Annotated in this window: 17 protein-coding genes and 1 tRNA gene; 3 read left to right on the forward strand and 15 right to left on the reverse strand. The window is 70.1% G+C overall.

The window, feature by feature from the left end:
- Window positions 1–42 precede the first annotated feature (42 nt).
- Both FJ108_06050 and clpB read right to left on the reverse strand, forming a co-directional pair.
- Window positions 43–759: an alpha/beta fold hydrolase gene (locus FJ108_06050; GenBank protein MBM4335463.1), complete on the reverse strand. Its 717-nt coding sequence runs from the start codon at window positions 757–759 to the stop codon at window positions 43–45.
- Between the two features lie 17 nt (window positions 760–776).
- The gene (gene clpB / locus FJ108_06055) at window positions 777–3,404 is read right to left on the reverse strand and encodes an ATP-dependent chaperone ClpB (GenBank protein MBM4335464.1); all 2,628 of its coding nucleotides are present in this window, start codon (window positions 3,402–3,404) and stop codon (window positions 777–779) included.
- A gap of 105 nt (window positions 3,405–3,509) precedes the next feature.
- Between clpB and FJ108_06060 the strand changes: the two genes are divergently transcribed.
- A tRNA-His gene (locus FJ108_06060) sits at window positions 3,510–3,586 on the forward strand.
- Window positions 3,587–3,598: 12 nt separating this feature from the next.
- On the opposite strand, the gene FJ108_06065 is transcribed toward FJ108_06060, so the two are convergent.
- The 6 genes from FJ108_06065 to FJ108_06090 form a co-directional block, all read right to left on the reverse strand.
- Window positions 3,599–4,774 carry a beta-lactamase family protein gene (locus FJ108_06065; protein MBM4335465.1) on the reverse strand — a complete coding sequence of 392 codons (1,176 nt, stop codon included), beginning with the start codon at window positions 4,772–4,774 and terminating at the stop codon, window positions 3,599–3,601.
- A 65-nt stretch (window positions 4,775–4,839) separates the two neighbouring features.
- A complete protein-coding gene (locus tag FJ108_06070; GenBank protein ID MBM4335466.1) occupies window positions 4,840–5,454 on the reverse strand; it encodes a PilZ domain-containing protein in 615 nt (204 codons plus the stop codon).
- A gap of 106 nt (window positions 5,455–5,560) precedes the next feature.
- On the reverse strand, window positions 5,561–6,946 hold the full coding sequence (locus FJ108_06075) for a S9 family peptidase (GenBank protein ID MBM4335467.1): 1,386 nt from the start codon (window positions 6,944–6,946) through the stop codon (window positions 5,561–5,563).
- 129 nt (window positions 6,947–7,075) lie between these two features.
- Window positions 7,076–7,855, reverse strand: a complete 780-nt coding sequence (locus FJ108_06080) for a hypothetical protein (protein ID MBM4335468.1) — start codon at window positions 7,853–7,855, stop codon at window positions 7,076–7,078.
- Window positions 7,856–7,984: 129 nt separating this feature from the next.
- Window positions 7,985–8,308 carry a DUF1329 domain-containing protein gene (locus FJ108_06085; GenBank protein MBM4335469.1) on the reverse strand — a complete coding sequence of 108 codons (324 nt, stop codon included), beginning with the start codon at window positions 8,306–8,308 and terminating at the stop codon, window positions 7,985–7,987.
- 42 nt (window positions 8,309–8,350) lie between these two features.
- Window positions 8,351–9,676: an acyl-CoA dehydrogenase gene (locus tag FJ108_06090; protein ID MBM4335470.1), complete on the reverse strand. Its 1,326-nt coding sequence runs from the start codon at window positions 9,674–9,676 to the stop codon at window positions 8,351–8,353.
- A gap of 195 nt (window positions 9,677–9,871) precedes the next feature.
- Between FJ108_06090 and FJ108_06095 the strand changes: the two genes are divergently transcribed.
- Entirely contained in the window at window positions 9,872–10,909 is a 1,038-nt protein-coding gene (locus tag FJ108_06095; protein MBM4335471.1) for a ketoacyl-ACP synthase III, read from the forward strand.
- Here FJ108_06095 and FJ108_06100 read toward each other — a convergent pair.
- From FJ108_06100 to FJ108_06120, 5 genes are read right to left on the reverse strand one after another with little or no spacing between them, the layout of a single operon-like run.
- Window positions 10,906–11,214 carry a redoxin domain-containing protein gene (locus FJ108_06100; protein ID MBM4335472.1) on the reverse strand — a complete coding sequence of 103 codons (309 nt, stop codon included), beginning with the start codon at window positions 11,212–11,214 and terminating at the stop codon, window positions 10,906–10,908. The two genes, FJ108_06095 and FJ108_06100, sit on opposite strands and share 4 nt — an antisense overlap.
- An 18-nt stretch (window positions 11,215–11,232) precedes the next feature.
- Window positions 11,233–11,433, reverse strand: coding sequence for a redoxin domain-containing protein (locus FJ108_06105; GenBank protein ID MBM4335473.1), 201 nt, complete (start codon window positions 11,431–11,433; stop codon window positions 11,233–11,235).
- Entirely contained in the window at window positions 11,430–11,846 is a 417-nt protein-coding gene (locus FJ108_06110; protein ID MBM4335474.1) for a nuclear transport factor 2 family protein, read from the reverse strand. The genes FJ108_06105 and FJ108_06110 overlap by 4 nt, the downstream gene beginning before the upstream one ends.
- Window positions 11,847–11,864: 18 nt before the next feature.
- On the reverse strand, window positions 11,865–13,439 hold the full coding sequence (locus FJ108_06115; GenBank protein MBM4335475.1) for a long-chain-fatty-acid--CoA ligase: 1,575 nt from the start codon (window positions 13,437–13,439) through the stop codon (window positions 11,865–11,867).
- A 13-nt stretch (window positions 13,440–13,452) separates the two neighbouring features.
- Window positions 13,453–14,535, reverse strand: a complete 1,083-nt coding sequence (locus FJ108_06120) for a Zn-dependent alcohol dehydrogenase (protein ID MBM4335476.1) — start codon at window positions 14,533–14,535, stop codon at window positions 13,453–13,455.
- On the opposite strand from FJ108_06120, the gene FJ108_06125 reads away from it, so the two are divergent.
- The gene (locus FJ108_06125; protein ID MBM4335477.1) at window positions 14,419–15,528 is read left to right on the forward strand and encodes an alpha/beta hydrolase; all 1,110 of its coding nucleotides are present in this window, start codon (window positions 14,419–14,421) and stop codon (window positions 15,526–15,528) included. The two genes, FJ108_06120 and FJ108_06125, sit on opposite strands and share 117 nt — an antisense overlap.
- Before the next feature lie 13 nt (window positions 15,529–15,541).
- Here FJ108_06125 and FJ108_06130 read toward each other — a convergent pair whose 3' ends face one another.
- The gene (locus FJ108_06130; GenBank protein MBM4335478.1) at window positions 15,542–16,111 is read right to left on the reverse strand and encodes a class I SAM-dependent methyltransferase; all 570 of its coding nucleotides are present in this window, start codon (window positions 16,109–16,111) and stop codon (window positions 15,542–15,544) included.
- Between the two features lie 8 nt (window positions 16,112–16,119).
- A partial coding sequence (locus FJ108_06135) for a hypothetical protein (protein MBM4335479.1) occupies window positions 16,120–16,404 on the reverse strand: 285 nt, incomplete at its 5' end.

Consider the following 16,404-nt stretch of genomic DNA (forward strand, 5'->3'; position numbering starts at 1 on the left):
GTTTGGTCAGATGATCCGCCAGGCTCGGATCCAGTGTAGCCGCTAGCGGGAGCGCGCGAGCGCAAGGCTGCTCGCGCGCTCGTCCCAGCTGGCCTGGACGCGGCCGTAGGGCCCGCGCGCGAGGCCCGGCGAGAGGGCGCCGAGCCCCTGCACGACGAGCTCTCCGAGCAGCGGCGTGTGCGCGAGGCGCGAGGCGGCGCCGGGGCCCGGAAGCGAATCGTCCTCGATCACCGTCGAGCGGACGCGCTCGGGCGCGAGCCGCGCGAGCCGGAGCGCGATCGGCGCGCTCGACTTCGAGACGACGAGCTGCACGTCGCGAAGGTCGAGCGCGGCGACCAGGGCCGCCAGGTCCACCGCGTGCGCGTCGATCGCGTCGGCGGGCAGCCGCGCGGGCTTCTCGGAGAGTCCAAAGCCGACCAGGTCGGGCGCGATCACCCGCGCGCTTCGCGAGCGCGCGCGCAGCACCTCGGCGCACTCGAGCGACCAGCGGCCGTTGCCGTGCAGGCAGAGCACGGTCTTCCCCTCGCCCTGCTCCGCGTAGTGCATGCGCCCGTGCGGAGTCAGCGCGAAGCGGCTCGCGAACGGGTACGCGTCCGCGAGACCGAGCCGGGCGAGCGAGCGTCGGGCCTCGTCCGGCGTGCGCGGCTGGGTCGAGATTCGCGGTCGGGTCGAGGCCACGGCGTAGATGCCGAGCCCGGCCGCGTAGGCGATCAGCGCGAGGCCGAGGACGAACGCGGCGGCGAGGCCGAGCTTGCGCATCGAGCCCCGAGCTTAGCTCAGGCCGACTCCGCCTGGCTGGTGTCGATCTCGACCTGGAGCTCGCCGTTCTTCGCGTCGACCCGGACCACGGCGCCCTCTGGCGCTCCGCCGCCGATCAGCGCGCGGGCGACTCGGGTCTCGACCTCGCGCTGGATGAAGCGCCGCAGCGGCCGCGCGCCGAAGACCGGATCGAAGCCAGAGGTCGCGATCAGCGCGGTGCCGGCCTCGGTGAGCTCGAGACCGACCTTCCGATCGGCGAGCCGCGCCCGCAGGTTGGCGGCGAGCAGGCCGACGATCTTCGCGATCTCCGCCGGCTGGAGCGGCTTGAACAGGATCGTGTCGTCCACGCGGTTCAGGAACTCCGGGCGGAAGTGCGCGCGAAGCTCCTTCCAGACCGCGTCGCGCACGGCCGGCTCGATCTCGCCGCGGGCGTTCACGCCCTCGAGCAGAAGCGGCGAGGCGATGTTGCTGGTCATGATGATCACGGTGTTGCGGAAGTTCACGGTGCGGCCGTGCGAGTCGGTGAGCCTTCCGTCGTCGAGGATCTGCAGCAGCACGTTGAACACGTCGTGGTGCGCCTTCTCGATCTCGTCGAAGAGCACCACCGAGTAGGGCCGCCGCCGCACCGCCTCGGTCAGCTGGCCGCCCTCGTCGTAGCCGACGTAGCCCGGAGGCGCGCCGATCAGCCGCGAGACCGCGTGCTTCTCCATGTACTCGGACATGTCGATGCGCACCATGTTCTCTTCGGAGTCGAACAGCGCCGCGGCGAGCGTCTTGGCGAGCTCCGTCTTGCCCACGCCGGTGGGCCCCAGGAAGATGAACGAGCCGATCGGGCGGCGCGGATCCTGGACGCCCGCGCGCGCGCGCAGGATCGCGTCGGCCACGCCGCGCACGGCCTCGTCCTGGCCGATCACGCGCTCGTGCAGGACCTCGTCCAGGCGCAGCAGCTTCTCGCGCTCGCTCTCGACCAGACGCGAGACGGGGATCCGCGTCCAGCGCGAGACGATCTCGGCGATCTCGGGCTCGGTCACCTCTTCGCGGAGCAGGCGCTTTCCGCCCGAGGCCTTCTCGAGCTTCGCGGTTTCGTCGGCGAGCTTCTGCTGCAGCTGGGGCAGCTGCCCGTGCTTCAGCTCCGCCACCTTGTTCAGGTCGTAGGCGCGCTCGGCGGTCTCGATCTCGTGGCTCACCTTCTCGATCTGCGCGCGCAGGCCCTGCAGCCGCTGCAGCTCGGCCTTCTCGTTCTCCCACTGCGCCTTCAGCGCGTCGCGCTTCTCGCGGACTTCGGCGAGCTCGCGGCGCAGGTTCTCGAGCCGGCCGCGCGAGGCCGCGTCGGTCTCCTTGGCCAGCGCCGCGTCCTCGATCTCGAGCTGCAGCGTGCGCCGGTTCACCTGGTCGAGCTCGCTCGGCATGGAGTCGATTTCGGTGCGGATCGTCGCGCACGCCTCGTCGACCAGGTCGATCGCCTTGTCGGGCAGGAAGCGGTCGGTGATGTAGCGGTCGGAGAGCTGCGCGGCGGCGACCAGCGCCGCGTCCTGGATGCGCACGCCGTGGTGCACCTCGAAGCGCTCGCGCAGGCCGCGCAGGATCGAGACCGTGTCCTCGACGCTCGGCGGCTCGACCAGCACGGACTGGAAGCGCCGCTCCAGCGCCGCGTCCTTCTCGATGTGCTTGCGGTACTCGTCGAGCGTGGTGGCGCCGATGCAGTGCAGCTCGCCGCGCGCGAGCATGGGCTTCAGCATGTTGCCGGCGTCCATCGCGCCCTCGGCCGCGCCCGCGCCCACGATCGTGTGCAGCTCGTCGATGAAGAGCAGGATCCGGCCTTCGCTGTCCTTCACTTCCTTCAGCACGGCCTTCAGCCGCTCCTCGAACTCGCCGCGGTACTTCGCGCCCGCGATCAGCGCGCCCATGTCGAGCGCGATCACGAGCTTGTCCTTCAGACCCTCCGGCACGTCCCCGCGCACGATGCGCTGCGCGAGACCCTCGACGATCGCCGTCTTGCCGACGCCCGGCTCGCCGATCAGCACCGGGTTGTTCTTGGTCTTGCGCGAGAGGATGCGGATCGCGCGCAGGATCTCCTCGTCGCGGCCGATCACCGGGTCGAGCTTCCCGTCGCGCGCCATCTTCACCAGGTCGCGGCCGTACTTCTCGAGCGCCTCGTACGAGGCCTCCGGATCCGCGCTGGTCACGCGCTGCCCGCCGCGCACTTCCTGGAGCGCCTTCAGGAACCGGTCGGGCGTGACGCGGAACTCCGCGAAGACCTTGCCGACCGCGCTCGACGCCGGCTCGGCCAGAAGCGCGAGCACCAGGTGCTCGACCGAGACGTACTCGTCCTTGAACTGCTCGGTCGCCTGCTGCGCGCGCACCAGAATCTGCTCGAGACGACCCGTGATGTAGACCTTGCCGGCCTCGCGGCCCGGGCCCGAGACCCGCGGCCGTCGCTCCAGCTCCTGATCGAGGCGCTTTCGGAACGGGTCGACCGGCACGCCCATCTTCTCGAACAGGCGCGACGCGAGGCCCCCCTCTTGTGCAAGCAACGCGTGCGCAAGATGCTCGGCATCGACTTCGGTATGGCCGAACTGCGCGGCCGTGGACTGGGCGGAGGAAAGCGCCTCGCGGCTCTTCTGGGTCAGCTTCTCGAGGTCCATGCCCTCGCGAAGGAAAGCACCTGCCCCGGGGTGTCAACCAAGCCGAAGGCGCCCCGCGGGCCCGTGGCACGGCCCCGGAGATCGTCTAAGATGGGCGCCCGCGCGGTGGATGTAGCTCAGCTGGTTAGAGCATCGGGTTGTGGTCCCGAGGGTCGGGGGTTCGAATCCCCTCATCCACCCCAGCCGGCCTCTCTTCAGCGCGGGCTCGTCGCGTAGACCGCGCGCTCGAAGCTCTCGAGCGTGGCGATCACCTTGGCATCGTTCGCGGGCAGGATCTGCATCATCAGCACCGCCGTGCGGCGCCGCGCGGGATCGATCCAGAAGAACGTGTTGTGCACGCCGGCCCAGGTGCAGCTTCCGGCGGCGCGACCGCCCGCGACGTCCTCCGTGTTGAGCATGTAGGCCAGACCCCAGCGCTTGATCTGACCCGGCCAGAACTCGTACGGAATCGCCATCGCGGGGTTGTCGCTCGCGAGCGGCGGAACCGCGATGTCGCCGATCGCGTTCTCGCCCATCCGCTTCACGGTCTCGGGCGCGAGCACGCGCACGCGATCGAGTGCGCCGCCGCCGAGCAGCATGCGCGTGAAGCGCAGGTAGTCCGGCCCGGTCGAGTAGAGTCCGCCGCCGCCCATGTGGAAGTCGGCGTCCTGCGGGAACTCGAAGTCGATGCGCGCGATCGCGCCGTCGGGCTGGCGCTGCGTCGCGGCGACGAGCCGCCGGCTCATGTCGTCGCGCAGGACGAAGCTCGTGTCCTTCATGCCGAGCGGATGGAAGAACTCGTCCTGCAGGTAGCGCTCGAGCTTCCGGCCACTCGCGGCCTCGACGAGCTTCCCCGCCCAGTCGATTCCGATGCCGTATTCCCAGCGCTCCCCGGGCTCGAACAGGAGCGGCGCGCGCAGCGAGCGGTTCATGCACGTCGCGATGGACGGCAGCCCCTCGTGTTCCATGTACCGGGCCACGTCCTTGTTGAACAGGTCGTACGAGAAGCCGGAGGTGTGCGTCAGCAGGTGCCGCAGCGTGATCGCGCGCCGCGGCTTGCGCGTGCGCGGCGTGCCGTCGCCGTCGCCGTCGAAGCCGAGCAGGATCACGACCTCGGCGAGCTCTGGCGCGATCTCGGCCATCGGCTGCTCGAGCCCTAGCTTGCCCTGCTCGACCAGCTTCATCGCCGCCGCCGACGTGATCGCCTTGGTCATCGACGCGATCCGGAACACGGAGTCGAGCGCGACGGGCGCCGCCGCGCCGGGCGCCACGCGGCCGCGCGCGCCCTGGTAGAAGATGCCGCTCTCGTCGGCGGCGAGCGCGACGATTCCCGGCGCGGTGCTGCTTGCGATGGCTTCGTCGAGAACGCGGTCGATGGACGTCGCGGCCATGGTCCCTCCCTTTGCACGCAGTCTACCGGCGTGCGGGTGGATGGATCCAGACCCGACGCGGAGGGTCAGCGGACGACGACGACCTCGAGCACGATCCAGCCTTGGCCCACTTCGGATAGCGCCGCCTCGACCGCAGCTTCCTGGGTGACGCCGCTCGCCACGATCTGACAGGTGCGAGGAGCGCCCTTCTGCTGGATGCGGATCCGATACTCGCGAACTCGGGGCGGCTCAGGGCTCGCGAGCTCGAGCGAGTCTCGGGCGCGCGCGATCGCGCCCGGGGCCGAAGGCCGCGACTCGCCGGATCGTAGCGGCGCAGGCGGCGGCGGGCACGGCGCGGACGTGGGCTGCGCACGCTTCGCACAGAGCCGCGCCACCATACGGGCGAACTCCGGCGCGCTGTCGGACACCACGAGCCCGAAGACGCGCTCGCCCTTGTCGCCCGCGGCGCGGCTCGGCGTTCGCACGTGCCAGACGAGGGCGCGGACCTCGATCTCGAGCCCGTCCACCCGCAGAGTCACTGTGACCGCATCGCCTTGGTCGGCCCCGGGAGCCTCCGCCGTGACACTGAGTCCGCTGGCCGACACGTCCCGGAGCTTGCCTCTGAGCGTGCGCCCCGCGATGCGGAAGTCACACGGAATGTTGCAGCGGATTCGCGGATCCCGTCGACGCTCCGAGCCCATATGGCGCTTCTTCGGTCGCCCCCGCGCGAAACCCAACGGGGACGCAAGCGCGGTTGTCAGCGCTCTCGCGACTGGCCAGAAAACTGGACGAGCGCCACGCGCGGCCTCAGCGAGCGGTCGACTTCGCCGCGGGAGCCGCCTGCGACCCAGGTCCGATCGTGCGGTCGAGCCAGTCGAGCATCTCTGCCGAGGTGTGGAGCACGTTCTCCCGCGCGCGGTAGTGGTGCCGCTCGTGCGGCAGCTCCACGTACCGCACGTTCACACCGTTTCCGACCAGAGCGTGGAAGAAGCGGCGGGCCTGCAGCGTCGGCGTGCCCGGGTTGTCATCGACGCCGCCGTGCATGAGCAGGAAAGGCTCGTCGATCTCGTCGGCGCGATAGAACGGCGACATTCGCGTGTAGAAGTCGGTCGCCTCCCAGAACGAGCGCTTCTCGTGCTGGAATCCGAAAGGCGTGAGCGTGCGGTTGTAGGCCCCGCTGATCGCGATGCCGGTGCGGAACAGGTTCGAGTGCACCAGCAGGTTCGCGGTCGAGAAGGCGCCGTAGCTGCGCCCCGCCACGGCGATGCGCCCGCGGTCGGAGATCCCGTTCTCGACCAGGTAGTCGATCGCCGCCTCCATGCTCGAGACCAGCTGCGGGACGTAGGTGTCGTTCGCCGTCTCGCCCTCGCCGATGATCGGCACCGTCGGATTGAGCAGAAGCGCGTAGCCTTCGAGCACCGCGGCGATCGGCGAAGCCTCCTTGATCTGGTGGAAACGGAAGCGCCGCGCGTCCATCTGCTCGGCGTACTGCTCGTCCGTGAACTCCGCCGGATAGATCCACACCAGCGTCGGCAGAGGCTTGGCCGGGTCGCGATCCCGCGGCAGGTACAGCATGCCGTTCAGCCGCACGCCGTCGTTGCGCTCGAAGCTGACGTTCCTGCGCTCGACGCCGTCGAGCTCCGGAAACGGGTTGGAGAGCGCTCCGATAGGGGTGTGCTCACCGGTCGCGGTCTGCACGGAGAAGAGCCGCGGCGGCTCGGTCTCGGACTCTCGCACGGTCAGGATCGTGCTCATCTTCGCGTCTACCAGCGCGACCATTCGCTCGTAGACGCCCTCTCGCGCCGTGAGCAGCCGCTCGATCTCGAGCGTGTCGAGATCGAGCGCGTCGACGTGGGGTCGAGGGCCGTCGTCGCTGAGTCCGTCGCTCATCAGGAGGATGCGCCGATCGCTCTCGACGATCGGTCCGCGATTTCCGTCCCGCCTCACCGCGCGGCCGGGGTCGTCGTGGACGTCCTTCACCGCCCCCTCCCAGGCGAGCTTCGCCGATCGGTCCGGCGCAACGACGAAGTAGCGGATCTTCGTGCCGTGCTCCGCGAGCTGGGTGAAGAGCGCCGTTCCGCGCTCGGTCCAGCCGAAGCGGCCGATGCCGCCGGCGCTGCGCGTCACCTCGCGCGGCGCCGCGCTGTACGGGGGATCGAGCGCGACCCAGCGCTCGCCGCCACCGTCGAGCACTTCGGTCCAGCCCAGAGCCTGGGAGTCGTGCTGCCAGGCGAAGCTCGGCAGGCCCGGGCCCTGCGTCGGCGTGATGCCGCGCGGCTGCGGCAGCGAGGGTGCCTCGGTGCGCCGCCCACGCTCGAGGTCTCAGAGCTCGACCTCGCGGCCGAAGTGAGACGCAGTGAGCAAGTGCGAGTACGGACGCGCAAGACGGATCACCAAGGCCCGCTTGCCATCGGGCGACGGAGTCACACGGGCCAGCAGACCCGTTGCCCCTTCGATGCGCTGGACGCGACCGCCGACGTCGACGACCGCGAGCGTCGAGCTGAAGTAGTGCTCGAAGAGGGCCTCCTCGTAGGCATCGTCCAGCAGATTGCTGTAAGTGCGAGTCCGGGCCGCGCCACCGGCGTGCTCGATGATGTTCGGCGACACGAACGCGGCCGGCGGCGGCGCCTGCTCGTCTGGCACCACCCGACACAGCAGCGCTCCGTCGGCGATCCAGTCACAAGGCGCTTCGAAGCCGGGATTGACGGCGACCGGCAGCACGCGCTCGGCGCCGGCATCGACGTCGAAAAGCGCCAGGCGCGGCCCGCCGGTTCGGAAGCGGATCGCACTCAGGTGGCGGCCGTCGGGCGAGAACTCGACATGGTCCAGCGCCGGCTCGCCCGCCGGCACCCAGGTCGCGAGCGTGGCCCCGGTGCGCGCGTCGAGCACGACGACCCGCTCGATCCAGGAGTCGTAGCCCGAGCTTCTGATCTCGGGATCGAGCCAGAAGCCCGCGAGGCCGAGGTGCGGCCGCGCGATCCGCCCGACCGGAACCAGAGTCTCGCGGTAGACCAGCGCGATCCGACCGGACCGCGCATTGAACACGCCCTGTGGCGTCTGGGTCGCGGTCAGGAGCCGCACCACGGCCGCGCTCTTTGGCACGCGGTATTCGCCAGGGGCGGGCGAGTCCGCGCGTGAGGCCGCCGCGATGAGCAGGAGTATGAAGAGAGTCACCAGCCGGGTCGCACGAGTCATCAAAGTCTCCAATCGGATGTCCGGTCGCTTCTCGCGCTAGCGAACGTGGTACGTGAGCGCGTTCGGGCTGAACTCGTGCGGGTCGCTGCCCTCGGCGAAGCGGTAGCGGCGCCGGCCGTCGTCGAGCCCCGTCACCAGGTAGCGGTCTGCCGCAAGATCGTGAAGGACCTCGAGCGTGGTCCGGAGCACGGGCACGCCGTGGCAGTTCAGCGCGTGCGCTTCGCTCACGCTGCAGGGCCGGCCTTCTGCGTCGTAGCTCTCCGTCATGGAGATCTTCCAGCTGCCCGCGTCGAGTGGAAGACGCGTCGCGTGTACCTGTGCACGACGGCGTGCTTTCCCACGCGCGTCACCGCGGCGCAGGACGCAAGCGCGATCGCGACCGAGCGCCGGCTGCGCGCCGCCTCACGGACCGCTGAAGACCTTGCCTTCGCTCGGACGCGACAGGAAGCTCGCCTTCAGGTCGTAGTCGCTCGCGCCTTGCTCGGTCCAGTACGCGAGCTCCGCGCGACCGACGACGAACCAGTGCACTTCGTCGGGCCCGTCGGCGAGCCGCAGGGTGCGCTGGCTCGCGTACATCTCGGCGAGCGGCGTCCACTGCGAGACGCCGGCGGCGCCGTGGAGCTGGATCGCCTCGTCGATGATCTTGCACACGCGTTCGGGCACCATCGCCTTCACGGCGCTGACCCAGGAGCGCGCCTGCTGGTTGCCCAGCACGTCCATCGCTTTCGCGGCCTTCAAGACCATGAGCCTCATCGCCTCGATCTCGATGCGCGACTTCGCGATCGTCTCGGCGGTGCGGCCCAGGTTCGCGAGCCGCTTGCCGAACGCCTCGCGCGTGAGTCCGCGCTTCGCCATCAGCTCGATCGCGCGCTCCGCAGCGCCGATCGAGCGCATGCAGTGGTGGATCCGGCCGGGGCCGAGCCGCACCTGCGAGATCTCGAAGCCGCGCCCCTCGCCGAGCAGGAGATTCTCCTTGGGCACACGGCAGTTCTTGAAGCGGATGTGCATGTGGCCGTGCGGCGCGTCGTCTTTGCCGAAGACCTGCATCGCGCCGAGAATCTCGTAACCCGGCGTGTTCGTCGGCACGAGGATCTGCGACTGGCGCAGGTGCTGCGGCGCGTCCGGATTGGTCTGCACCATCACGATCATGATCTTGCAGCGCGGATCGCCCGCGCCCGAGATGTAGAACTTCTCGCCGTCGATCACCCACTCGTCGCCGACGAGCACCGCGCGGCAGGCGATGTTCTTCGCGTCCGACGACATGCGGTCGGGCTCGGTCATGGCGTAGGCGGAGCGGATCTCGCCGTTCAGCAGCGGCTCGAGCCAGCGCTTCTTCTGCTCCTTGGTGCCGACGCGCTCGAGCACCTCCATGTTCCCCGTGTCGGGAGCGGAGCAGTTCAGGCACTCCGAGGCGAGCGGGTTCTTGCCCAGCTCCGAGGCGATGTAGGCGTAGTCCAGGTTCGCGAGCCCCTGCCCCGTCTCGGCGTCGGGCAGAAAGAAGTTCCAGAGCCCGTTCGCCTTCGCCCGGGCCTTCACCGAGTCGAGCAGCTCGAGCTGCCCCGGCGCCCAGGACCAGCGCTCCGCGCGGTCGGCGCCGAGGCGGTAGAACTCGGTCGTGATCGGCTCGACCTCCTTCTGGATGAACTCCTTGACCCGGCCGTACAGGGGCCTCGCGCCCTCCGACATGCGCAGGTCGTTCATCTCGGGCGTGGTCGGCAGACCGGACATCTCGCACTCCTCGTTTCGGGGTTGGGATTGTCCCAGATCGCGCCCCGCCCTGCCCACCCGAGGGCAGTCCGACGCCCATTTTGGGAGGCAGGCAGGATCTCCGACCCGCTGGCGCACGGCCGGCGCGGCGTTCCGCGCCGGAACGGATCTCGCATCCCCTCACCGCCGTTGAACCGACTTGCGGATGGATTGCCGATGCTGCCGCGCAGAGTCTTCCTGAATCACGTCAGCCACTACGTGCCCGAGACCGTGCTCGACAACCGCTTCTTCGAGGGGATCCTCGACACGACCGACGCGTGGATCCGCGGCCGGGTCGGAATCGCCGAGCGGCGCACGATGAGCGACTACCGCGGCAGCTTTCCGGTCTTCGAGATCGGTCGCCGCGCGGTCGATCGGCTGATCGAGACGACCGGGTTCGATCTCGCAAGCGTCGATCTGATCCTGTCCGCGAGCTGCACGGACGACCTGCAGTACCCTGGGCCGGGCAACATGATCTCGCAGCACTACGGGCTGCGCGTGCCGGCGTTCCAGCTCAAGAACGCGTGCTCGTCGGTGGTGTACGCGCTCGAGGTCGCGCGCGGCCTGCTGCAGCTCGGCAGCTACCGCAGGATCCTGATCGTGAACGGCGAGCCGTTCACGATCCAGACCGACTACGCCGACCGCACCTCGGCGATCCTGTTCGGCGACGCGGCGTCGGCGATCGTGGTCTCGAGCGAGCCGGGCCGGCTCGAGCTCGTCGACGTCGCGATCGGCGGGCGCGGCGCCTGCGTGATCAACGCGAGCGCCCCCGGCGCGTCGCCGTCGGTCTCGATCCGCGACGCGATTCCGGCGCCGCAGGGCGCCACGCGGGACGATCACTTCGGCGGCGTCGCCCCGCACTTCGGCCGCTTCCAGCAGTCCGGCCGCGAGGTCTTCGACTTCGTCGTGAACGAGATCCCGGGCGAGATCCAGGCCTTCCTCGCGAAGCACCGGCTGTCGATGGACGACGTCGACTTCTTCATCGGTCACCAGGCGAACCTGTCGATGCTCGACGCGCTGTGCAAGACGCTCGGCATCGACGCGAGCCGGCACCTGTTCAACATCGACCGCTACGGCAACACGAGCTCGGCGGGCTGGGTCACGGTGCTCTCGGAGGCGCTGGCGGCGGATCGCTTCGAGTCGGGCGATCAGCTGCTGGTCGCGGCCTTCGGCGGCGGCCTCGCCTGGGGGTCGCTGCTCGCGCGCGCGGCCTAGCGGCGCGGGAAGCCGAGCTCTTCCAGCGTTCGCGCGATGTCCTGGCCGGCGGTCGACGTGCTCACGTTCTTGTCGATCTTGCGCACGATTCCGTCGGAATCGATGTAGAAGGTCCAGCGCTTGGCGAAGAGCCCGCCGAGCCCCGACACGCCGTACGCCTTCGCCGTCTCGCCGGTCGGGTCGGAGAGCAGCACGTGCTTCGACTCGAGCGACTTTGCGAACTCGGCGTTCTTCTCCGGCGAATCCAGGCTCACCATGAAGACGGACGCGCGGAACGCCCCGATCGCCTCGGCGCTGTCACGCAGCGCCGCGAGCTCCGCGCTTCAGCCAGGGGTGAAGGCCTTCGGGAACCAGGCCAGGACCACGCCTTCCTTCCCGGCGAACTCGGCGAGCGTCCAGGTCTTGCCGTCGCTGCCCTGCAGCGCGAAGTCGGGCGCGCGCGCGCCGACCGCGAGGTCCGCGCTGGCCGCGCCGCCCGAGGCGCCGAAGAGGACCGAGAGCGCGGCGAGCGCGCGTTTCATCATCCGAGCGCCTTCGCGTGCTTGGCCATCCACTCGCCCATCGCCTTCTGCGCGGCCGGATCGAAGTCGTCGCGAAGCAGCGCGATCCGATCTCCCTCGAACTCGGCCGTCTCCACGCCCGAGATGACCAGATCCGGCAGGCCCTTCTTCGTAAAGGAGACCGACCACTTCATCGTGAGCGTGTCCCCCTTCACGGCGGGCCGGGCGAAGTCGGGCGTGCGGCTGTCCATCCGACGGTCGAATCCGTCCACGCCCGCCTTCAGCTTCGCGAGCACGGCCGCACGGCCGCGCGCGGCGGGCTCGCCTTCGTAGACGGCGCCCGGGGTGAAATAGACCTCGAGGCGCGACCAGTCGTCGTCGTGAAGGCTCTCTTCGAAGGCGTCCGCATACGCGAGATAGCGATCCAGGATCGTCATGCAGGTGTCCTCCCGGGATCAGTTTACCCTTCGGCCGCCCTTCCAGTACTTCTCGCGCAGCATGAATTTCTGCAGCTTGCCGGTGGCGGTGCGCGGGAGCGCGTCCATGAAGTCGACCGAGGTCGGGCACTTGAAGTGCGCCAGGTGCTCGCGGCAGAACGCGATCAGCTCCTTCTCGTCGGCGGAGCTGCCGGGGCGCAGCACGACCAGCGCCTTCGGGGTCTCGCCCCACTTCTCGTGCGGAACGCCGATCACCGCGCACTCGAGCACCGCGGGGTGGCGGAACAGCGCGGCCTCGATGTCGGGCGAGCTGATGTTCTCGCCGCCCGAGATGATCACGTCCTTCTTGCGGTCGACGATGTGGATCGAGCCGATCTCGTCCCAGACCGCGAGATCTCCCGTGTGGAAGTAGCCGCCGTACACGGCCGCCGCGGTCTCCTCGGGCTGCAGCCAGTAGCCGGCGAAGACGACGTTGGAGCGCGCGCAGACCTCGCCGACGGCCTTGCCGTCGCGCGGCACGGGCTGCTCGTTTGCGTCGAGCACGGCGATCTCGACGCCGAGCGCGGGCACGCCCGCGCGCGAGCGGCGCGCCCAGTCCTCCTTCTCGGTCGCGAAGTCCGGGTGCGAGACGGTCAGCACCGGCGCGGTCTCGGTCAGGCCGTAGATCTGGATGAAGTCCCAGCCGAGCTCCGTCTCGAGCCGCTCGATGAACGCAGCCGGCGGCGGCGCGCCCGCGACCGTGAAGCGCGGCTTCGTGGCGATCTCGTGCTTCGCCTTGTCGGGGTAGTCGAGCACCGTGCGCAGCACCGCAGGCGCCATACACGCGAAGGTGACGCCGTTCTGCTCGATCAGCTCGTAGATGCGCTTCGCGTCGATGCTGCGCAGCACGACGTGCGTGCCGCCCATTCCGGTGAGCGCGTACACGCCCCCCCAGCCGTTGCAGTGGAACATCGGCAGGGTCCAGAGCTCCACGTCGTCGTGCGAGATGCGCAGGTGCGCGATCAGGTTGTACGCGTTCAGGTAGCAGTTGCGGTGCGTGAGCATCACGCCCTTGGGGCGCGCGGTGGTTCCCGAGGTGTAGTTCAGCGAGACGACGTCGTTCTCCGAGCGCGCCGGCGCGGGCGGAGGTTCGTCGGACTCGACCGCGAGAAGCGCGTTCCAGTCCAGCCAGCCCGCCGGCGCCGCGCCGCTCTCCTGCGCCACCACGTAGCTCCGCACGGTCGAGAGCCGCGGCCGGATCCCGTCGACGACCTCGACGTACTCCCAGTCGACCAGCACCGTTGCGACACCGGCGTGGTTCAGGATGTACTCGTGGTCGGCGGCGAGCAGGCGGTAGTTCAGCGGCACCAGGATCGCGCCGATCCAGCTGGTCGCGTAGAAGCTCTCCAGGAAGAAGTGCGAGTTCGGCGAGAGGATGCAGACGCGATCGCCCGGCCCGACGCCGAGCCGCTGCAGCGCGCGCGCGAGCCGGTTCACGCGCGCTGCAAGCTCCCGGTAGCTGAAGCGCCGCTCGCCGTCGACGACCGCGAGCTTCTCGGGATACACCTGCGCCGCGCGGCGCAGGAAGTCGTCGACCAGGAGCGGGACCTCCACGGCTCGCCTTCCCCTAGCTCATCATGATGACGCTGCGCGCCACCTCGCCGGTCTCGAGCTGCGCGAACGCCTCGTTCACGTCCTCGAGCTTGATCCGGCGCGAGACCAGGTCGTCGAGGTTCAGCTTGCCGTTCAGGTACATGTCGACGTACTTGGGCATGTCGGTGCGGAAGCGGTTGCTGCCCATGTTCGAGCCCTGGATCTTCTTCTCGAACAGGAAGTCGACGCCGGGCAGCTCGACCTTCTGACCGATCGGGATCATTCCGATCACCGTCGCGGTGCCGCCGTTCTTCAGCATGCCGAACGCCTGCTCCGCGGCGATCTTGAGCCCGATCGCCTCGAAGGAGTAGTCCACGCCGCCGCCGGTCAGATCCTTCACCTGCGCGACCGGATCGCCCTTCTTCGCGTTCACCGCGTCGGTGGCGCCCATCTTTCGCGCCAGCTCGAGCTTGGAGTCGAGCATGTCGACCGCGATCACGCGGCCCGCGCCCGCGATCGCCGCGCCCTGGATCGCCGACAGGCCCACGCCCCCGCAGCCGATCACCGCGACCGTCGAGCCCGGCGCGACCTTGGCGGTGTTGAACACCGCGCCGACGCCCGTCGTCACGCCGCAGCCGATCAGCGCCGCGCGGTCGAGCGGCATGTCCTTGCGGATCTTCACGATCGCGTTCTCGTGCACCAGCATCTGCTCGGCGTACGAGGACAGGTCGAGGAACTGCCACACCGGGGCGCCGTCCTTGGACAGACGCGGCGGATCGGTGAACGGCCTGCGGGTGGCCGCCTTGTCGCAGAGCGAGGGCCGGCCGGAGAGGCAGTACTCGCAGGAGCCGCAGAACACCGAGAGGCAGGTGATCACGTGGTCGCCGGGCGCGACGTAGCGCACGTCGGAGCCGACCTGCTCGACGACGCCCGCGGACTCGTGGCCGAGCACGGCCGGCATCGGGTACTGGTAGGCGCCGGTCCAGAAGTGCAGATCGCTGTGGCACACGCCCGCGGCGACGGTGCGCACCAGTACCTCGCGCGGCCCGGGCTTCGCGATCTGGATGTCTTCGATCGAGAGGGGCTGCTTGATCCCCCGCAAGACGGCTGCCTTCATGACGTGACCTTCCTCTGCGCGGCATCGCGCGGCTGCGATTCTGAAGCGATACGCGCCGCGGGTCAAAGCCGTCTAGAATCCGCCGCCGTGATCGAAGAGCGCGAGATCCGACGACGACGACTCCGGCTGCCCGAACGCGGCATCGACCTCGCGCTGGTCGACTGGGGCGGGAGCGGGCCGCTGGCCCTGCTCTCGCACGCGAACGGCTTCTGCGCCGACGTCCTGGGGCTGCTCGCCGAGCGGCTGCGCCCGCGTTTTCGAGTGATCGGCTTCGACTCGCGCGGGCACGGCGACTCGGAGAAGCCCGCGCCGCCCGGCCCGTACGCCTGGGAGGAGTTCGCGCTCGACGTGATCGCGGTCGCCGAGCGCGTGACGCGCGATCTGGCGCGGCCGCGGGTGGCGCTCGGCGTGGGGCACAGCTTCGGCGGCACCTGCGTGCTCACCGCCGCCGCGCGCAGGCCCGACCTGTTCGAGCGCATCGCCCTGCTCGATCCGGTGATCCTGCCGCGGGCGGGCGATCCGAGCGGCTGGCGCCCGCCGGCGAACGCGCCCCACCCCGCGGCCGAGATCGCGCGCAAGCGCGCGCACGTGTTCCCGTCGCGCGAGGCCGCGCGAGAGAAGTGGCGCGCGCGCGGGACCTTCGGCGACTGGGATCCGCGCGCGCTCGAGCTCTACCTCCGCTACGCCTTCGCCGATCTGCCCGACGGCCGGATCGACCTGAAGTGCCCGGGCGAGGTCGAAGCGACCGTCTACGAGACCGGCGGCGGCTTCGATCCGTGGCGCGAGATCGCGGGCCTGCACGTGCCGGGGCTGCTCCTGCACGCGGGCCGCGGCAACTTCCCGCTGCCGTTCATCGAGAAGTTCTGCGCCGAGTCCGACACGCTCGAGTGTCGCTCGCTCGACGCGGGCCACCTTCTGCCGATGGTCGCGCCGGACCTGTTGGCCGACGCGCTGCTCGCCTGGCTCGGTCCGGACTCGCCCGGCGCAGCCTGACGCGGAGCGGGAGTCAGGTCGGGGACGTCCGCCGCGCGACGACGCGCGCCTGGCAGCGGTCGCCCTCCCAGCCCTCGCGGTAGTAGACGATCTCGAGCGGGGCGCAAAGACGCAGCAGCTCGTTCGGCTCCAGCAGGAAGCGGCGCGACGGCCGCTCGCGGCGCTCCAGGTTTCGGACCGTCGCGATCTCGCCCACCAGCACGCCGTACGGGGCCAGCCGTTCGACGAGCGCCGGGAAGAGGTCGCGTTGCAGGTAGTGGAAGCAGCTGATCGCCGCGAAGCCCGACTCGCCGATCGCCTCGCGCTCCAGATCGATCGCGCGCGTGCGGAGCCGCAGGCTCGCTCTCGCCGCGGCCTCGCGGGTGCGCGACAGCCCGGACTCGGAGATGTCGATCGCCAGCGTGTCGAGCCCGCGCACGGCCCAGTACAGCGCAATTCGCCCCGCGCCCGCGGCGACGTCGAGCGCGCGCCCGGCGCGAGGCAGCTCGGCGTCGAGCTCGGCGAGCCAGGCCGGAGGGGCGAGGTCGGCGGACCCGGCCTCGCGCCAGATCCGGTCCCAGCGCTCGCGCTCCGCGTCCGCCATCGCCCGGCTCAGCGCCCCTTCCAGACCGGCTTGCGCCTGGCGACGAACGCGGCCTGCGCCTCGCGCGCGTCTTCGGTCCTGCGCAGCGGGTGGCCGAGCTCCTCCTGGCGTCGCCACGCCTCCTCGAGCGGGAGCGCGAGCAGCTCGCGTACACCGGACCGTGTCGCTCGGACCGCGAGCGGCGCGTTGGCCGCGATCGCGTCCGCGTACTCGAACGCCGCGTCGAGAAGCGACCCGGCCGGGACGATCCGATTCACCAGCCCGATCTCGAGCGCGCGCTCGGCCGGGATCTT

It is taken from the genome of Deltaproteobacteria bacterium (assembly GCA_016875225.1).
Classification (GTDB): Bacteria; Myxococcota_A; UBA9160; order SZUA-336; family SZUA-336; genus VGRW01.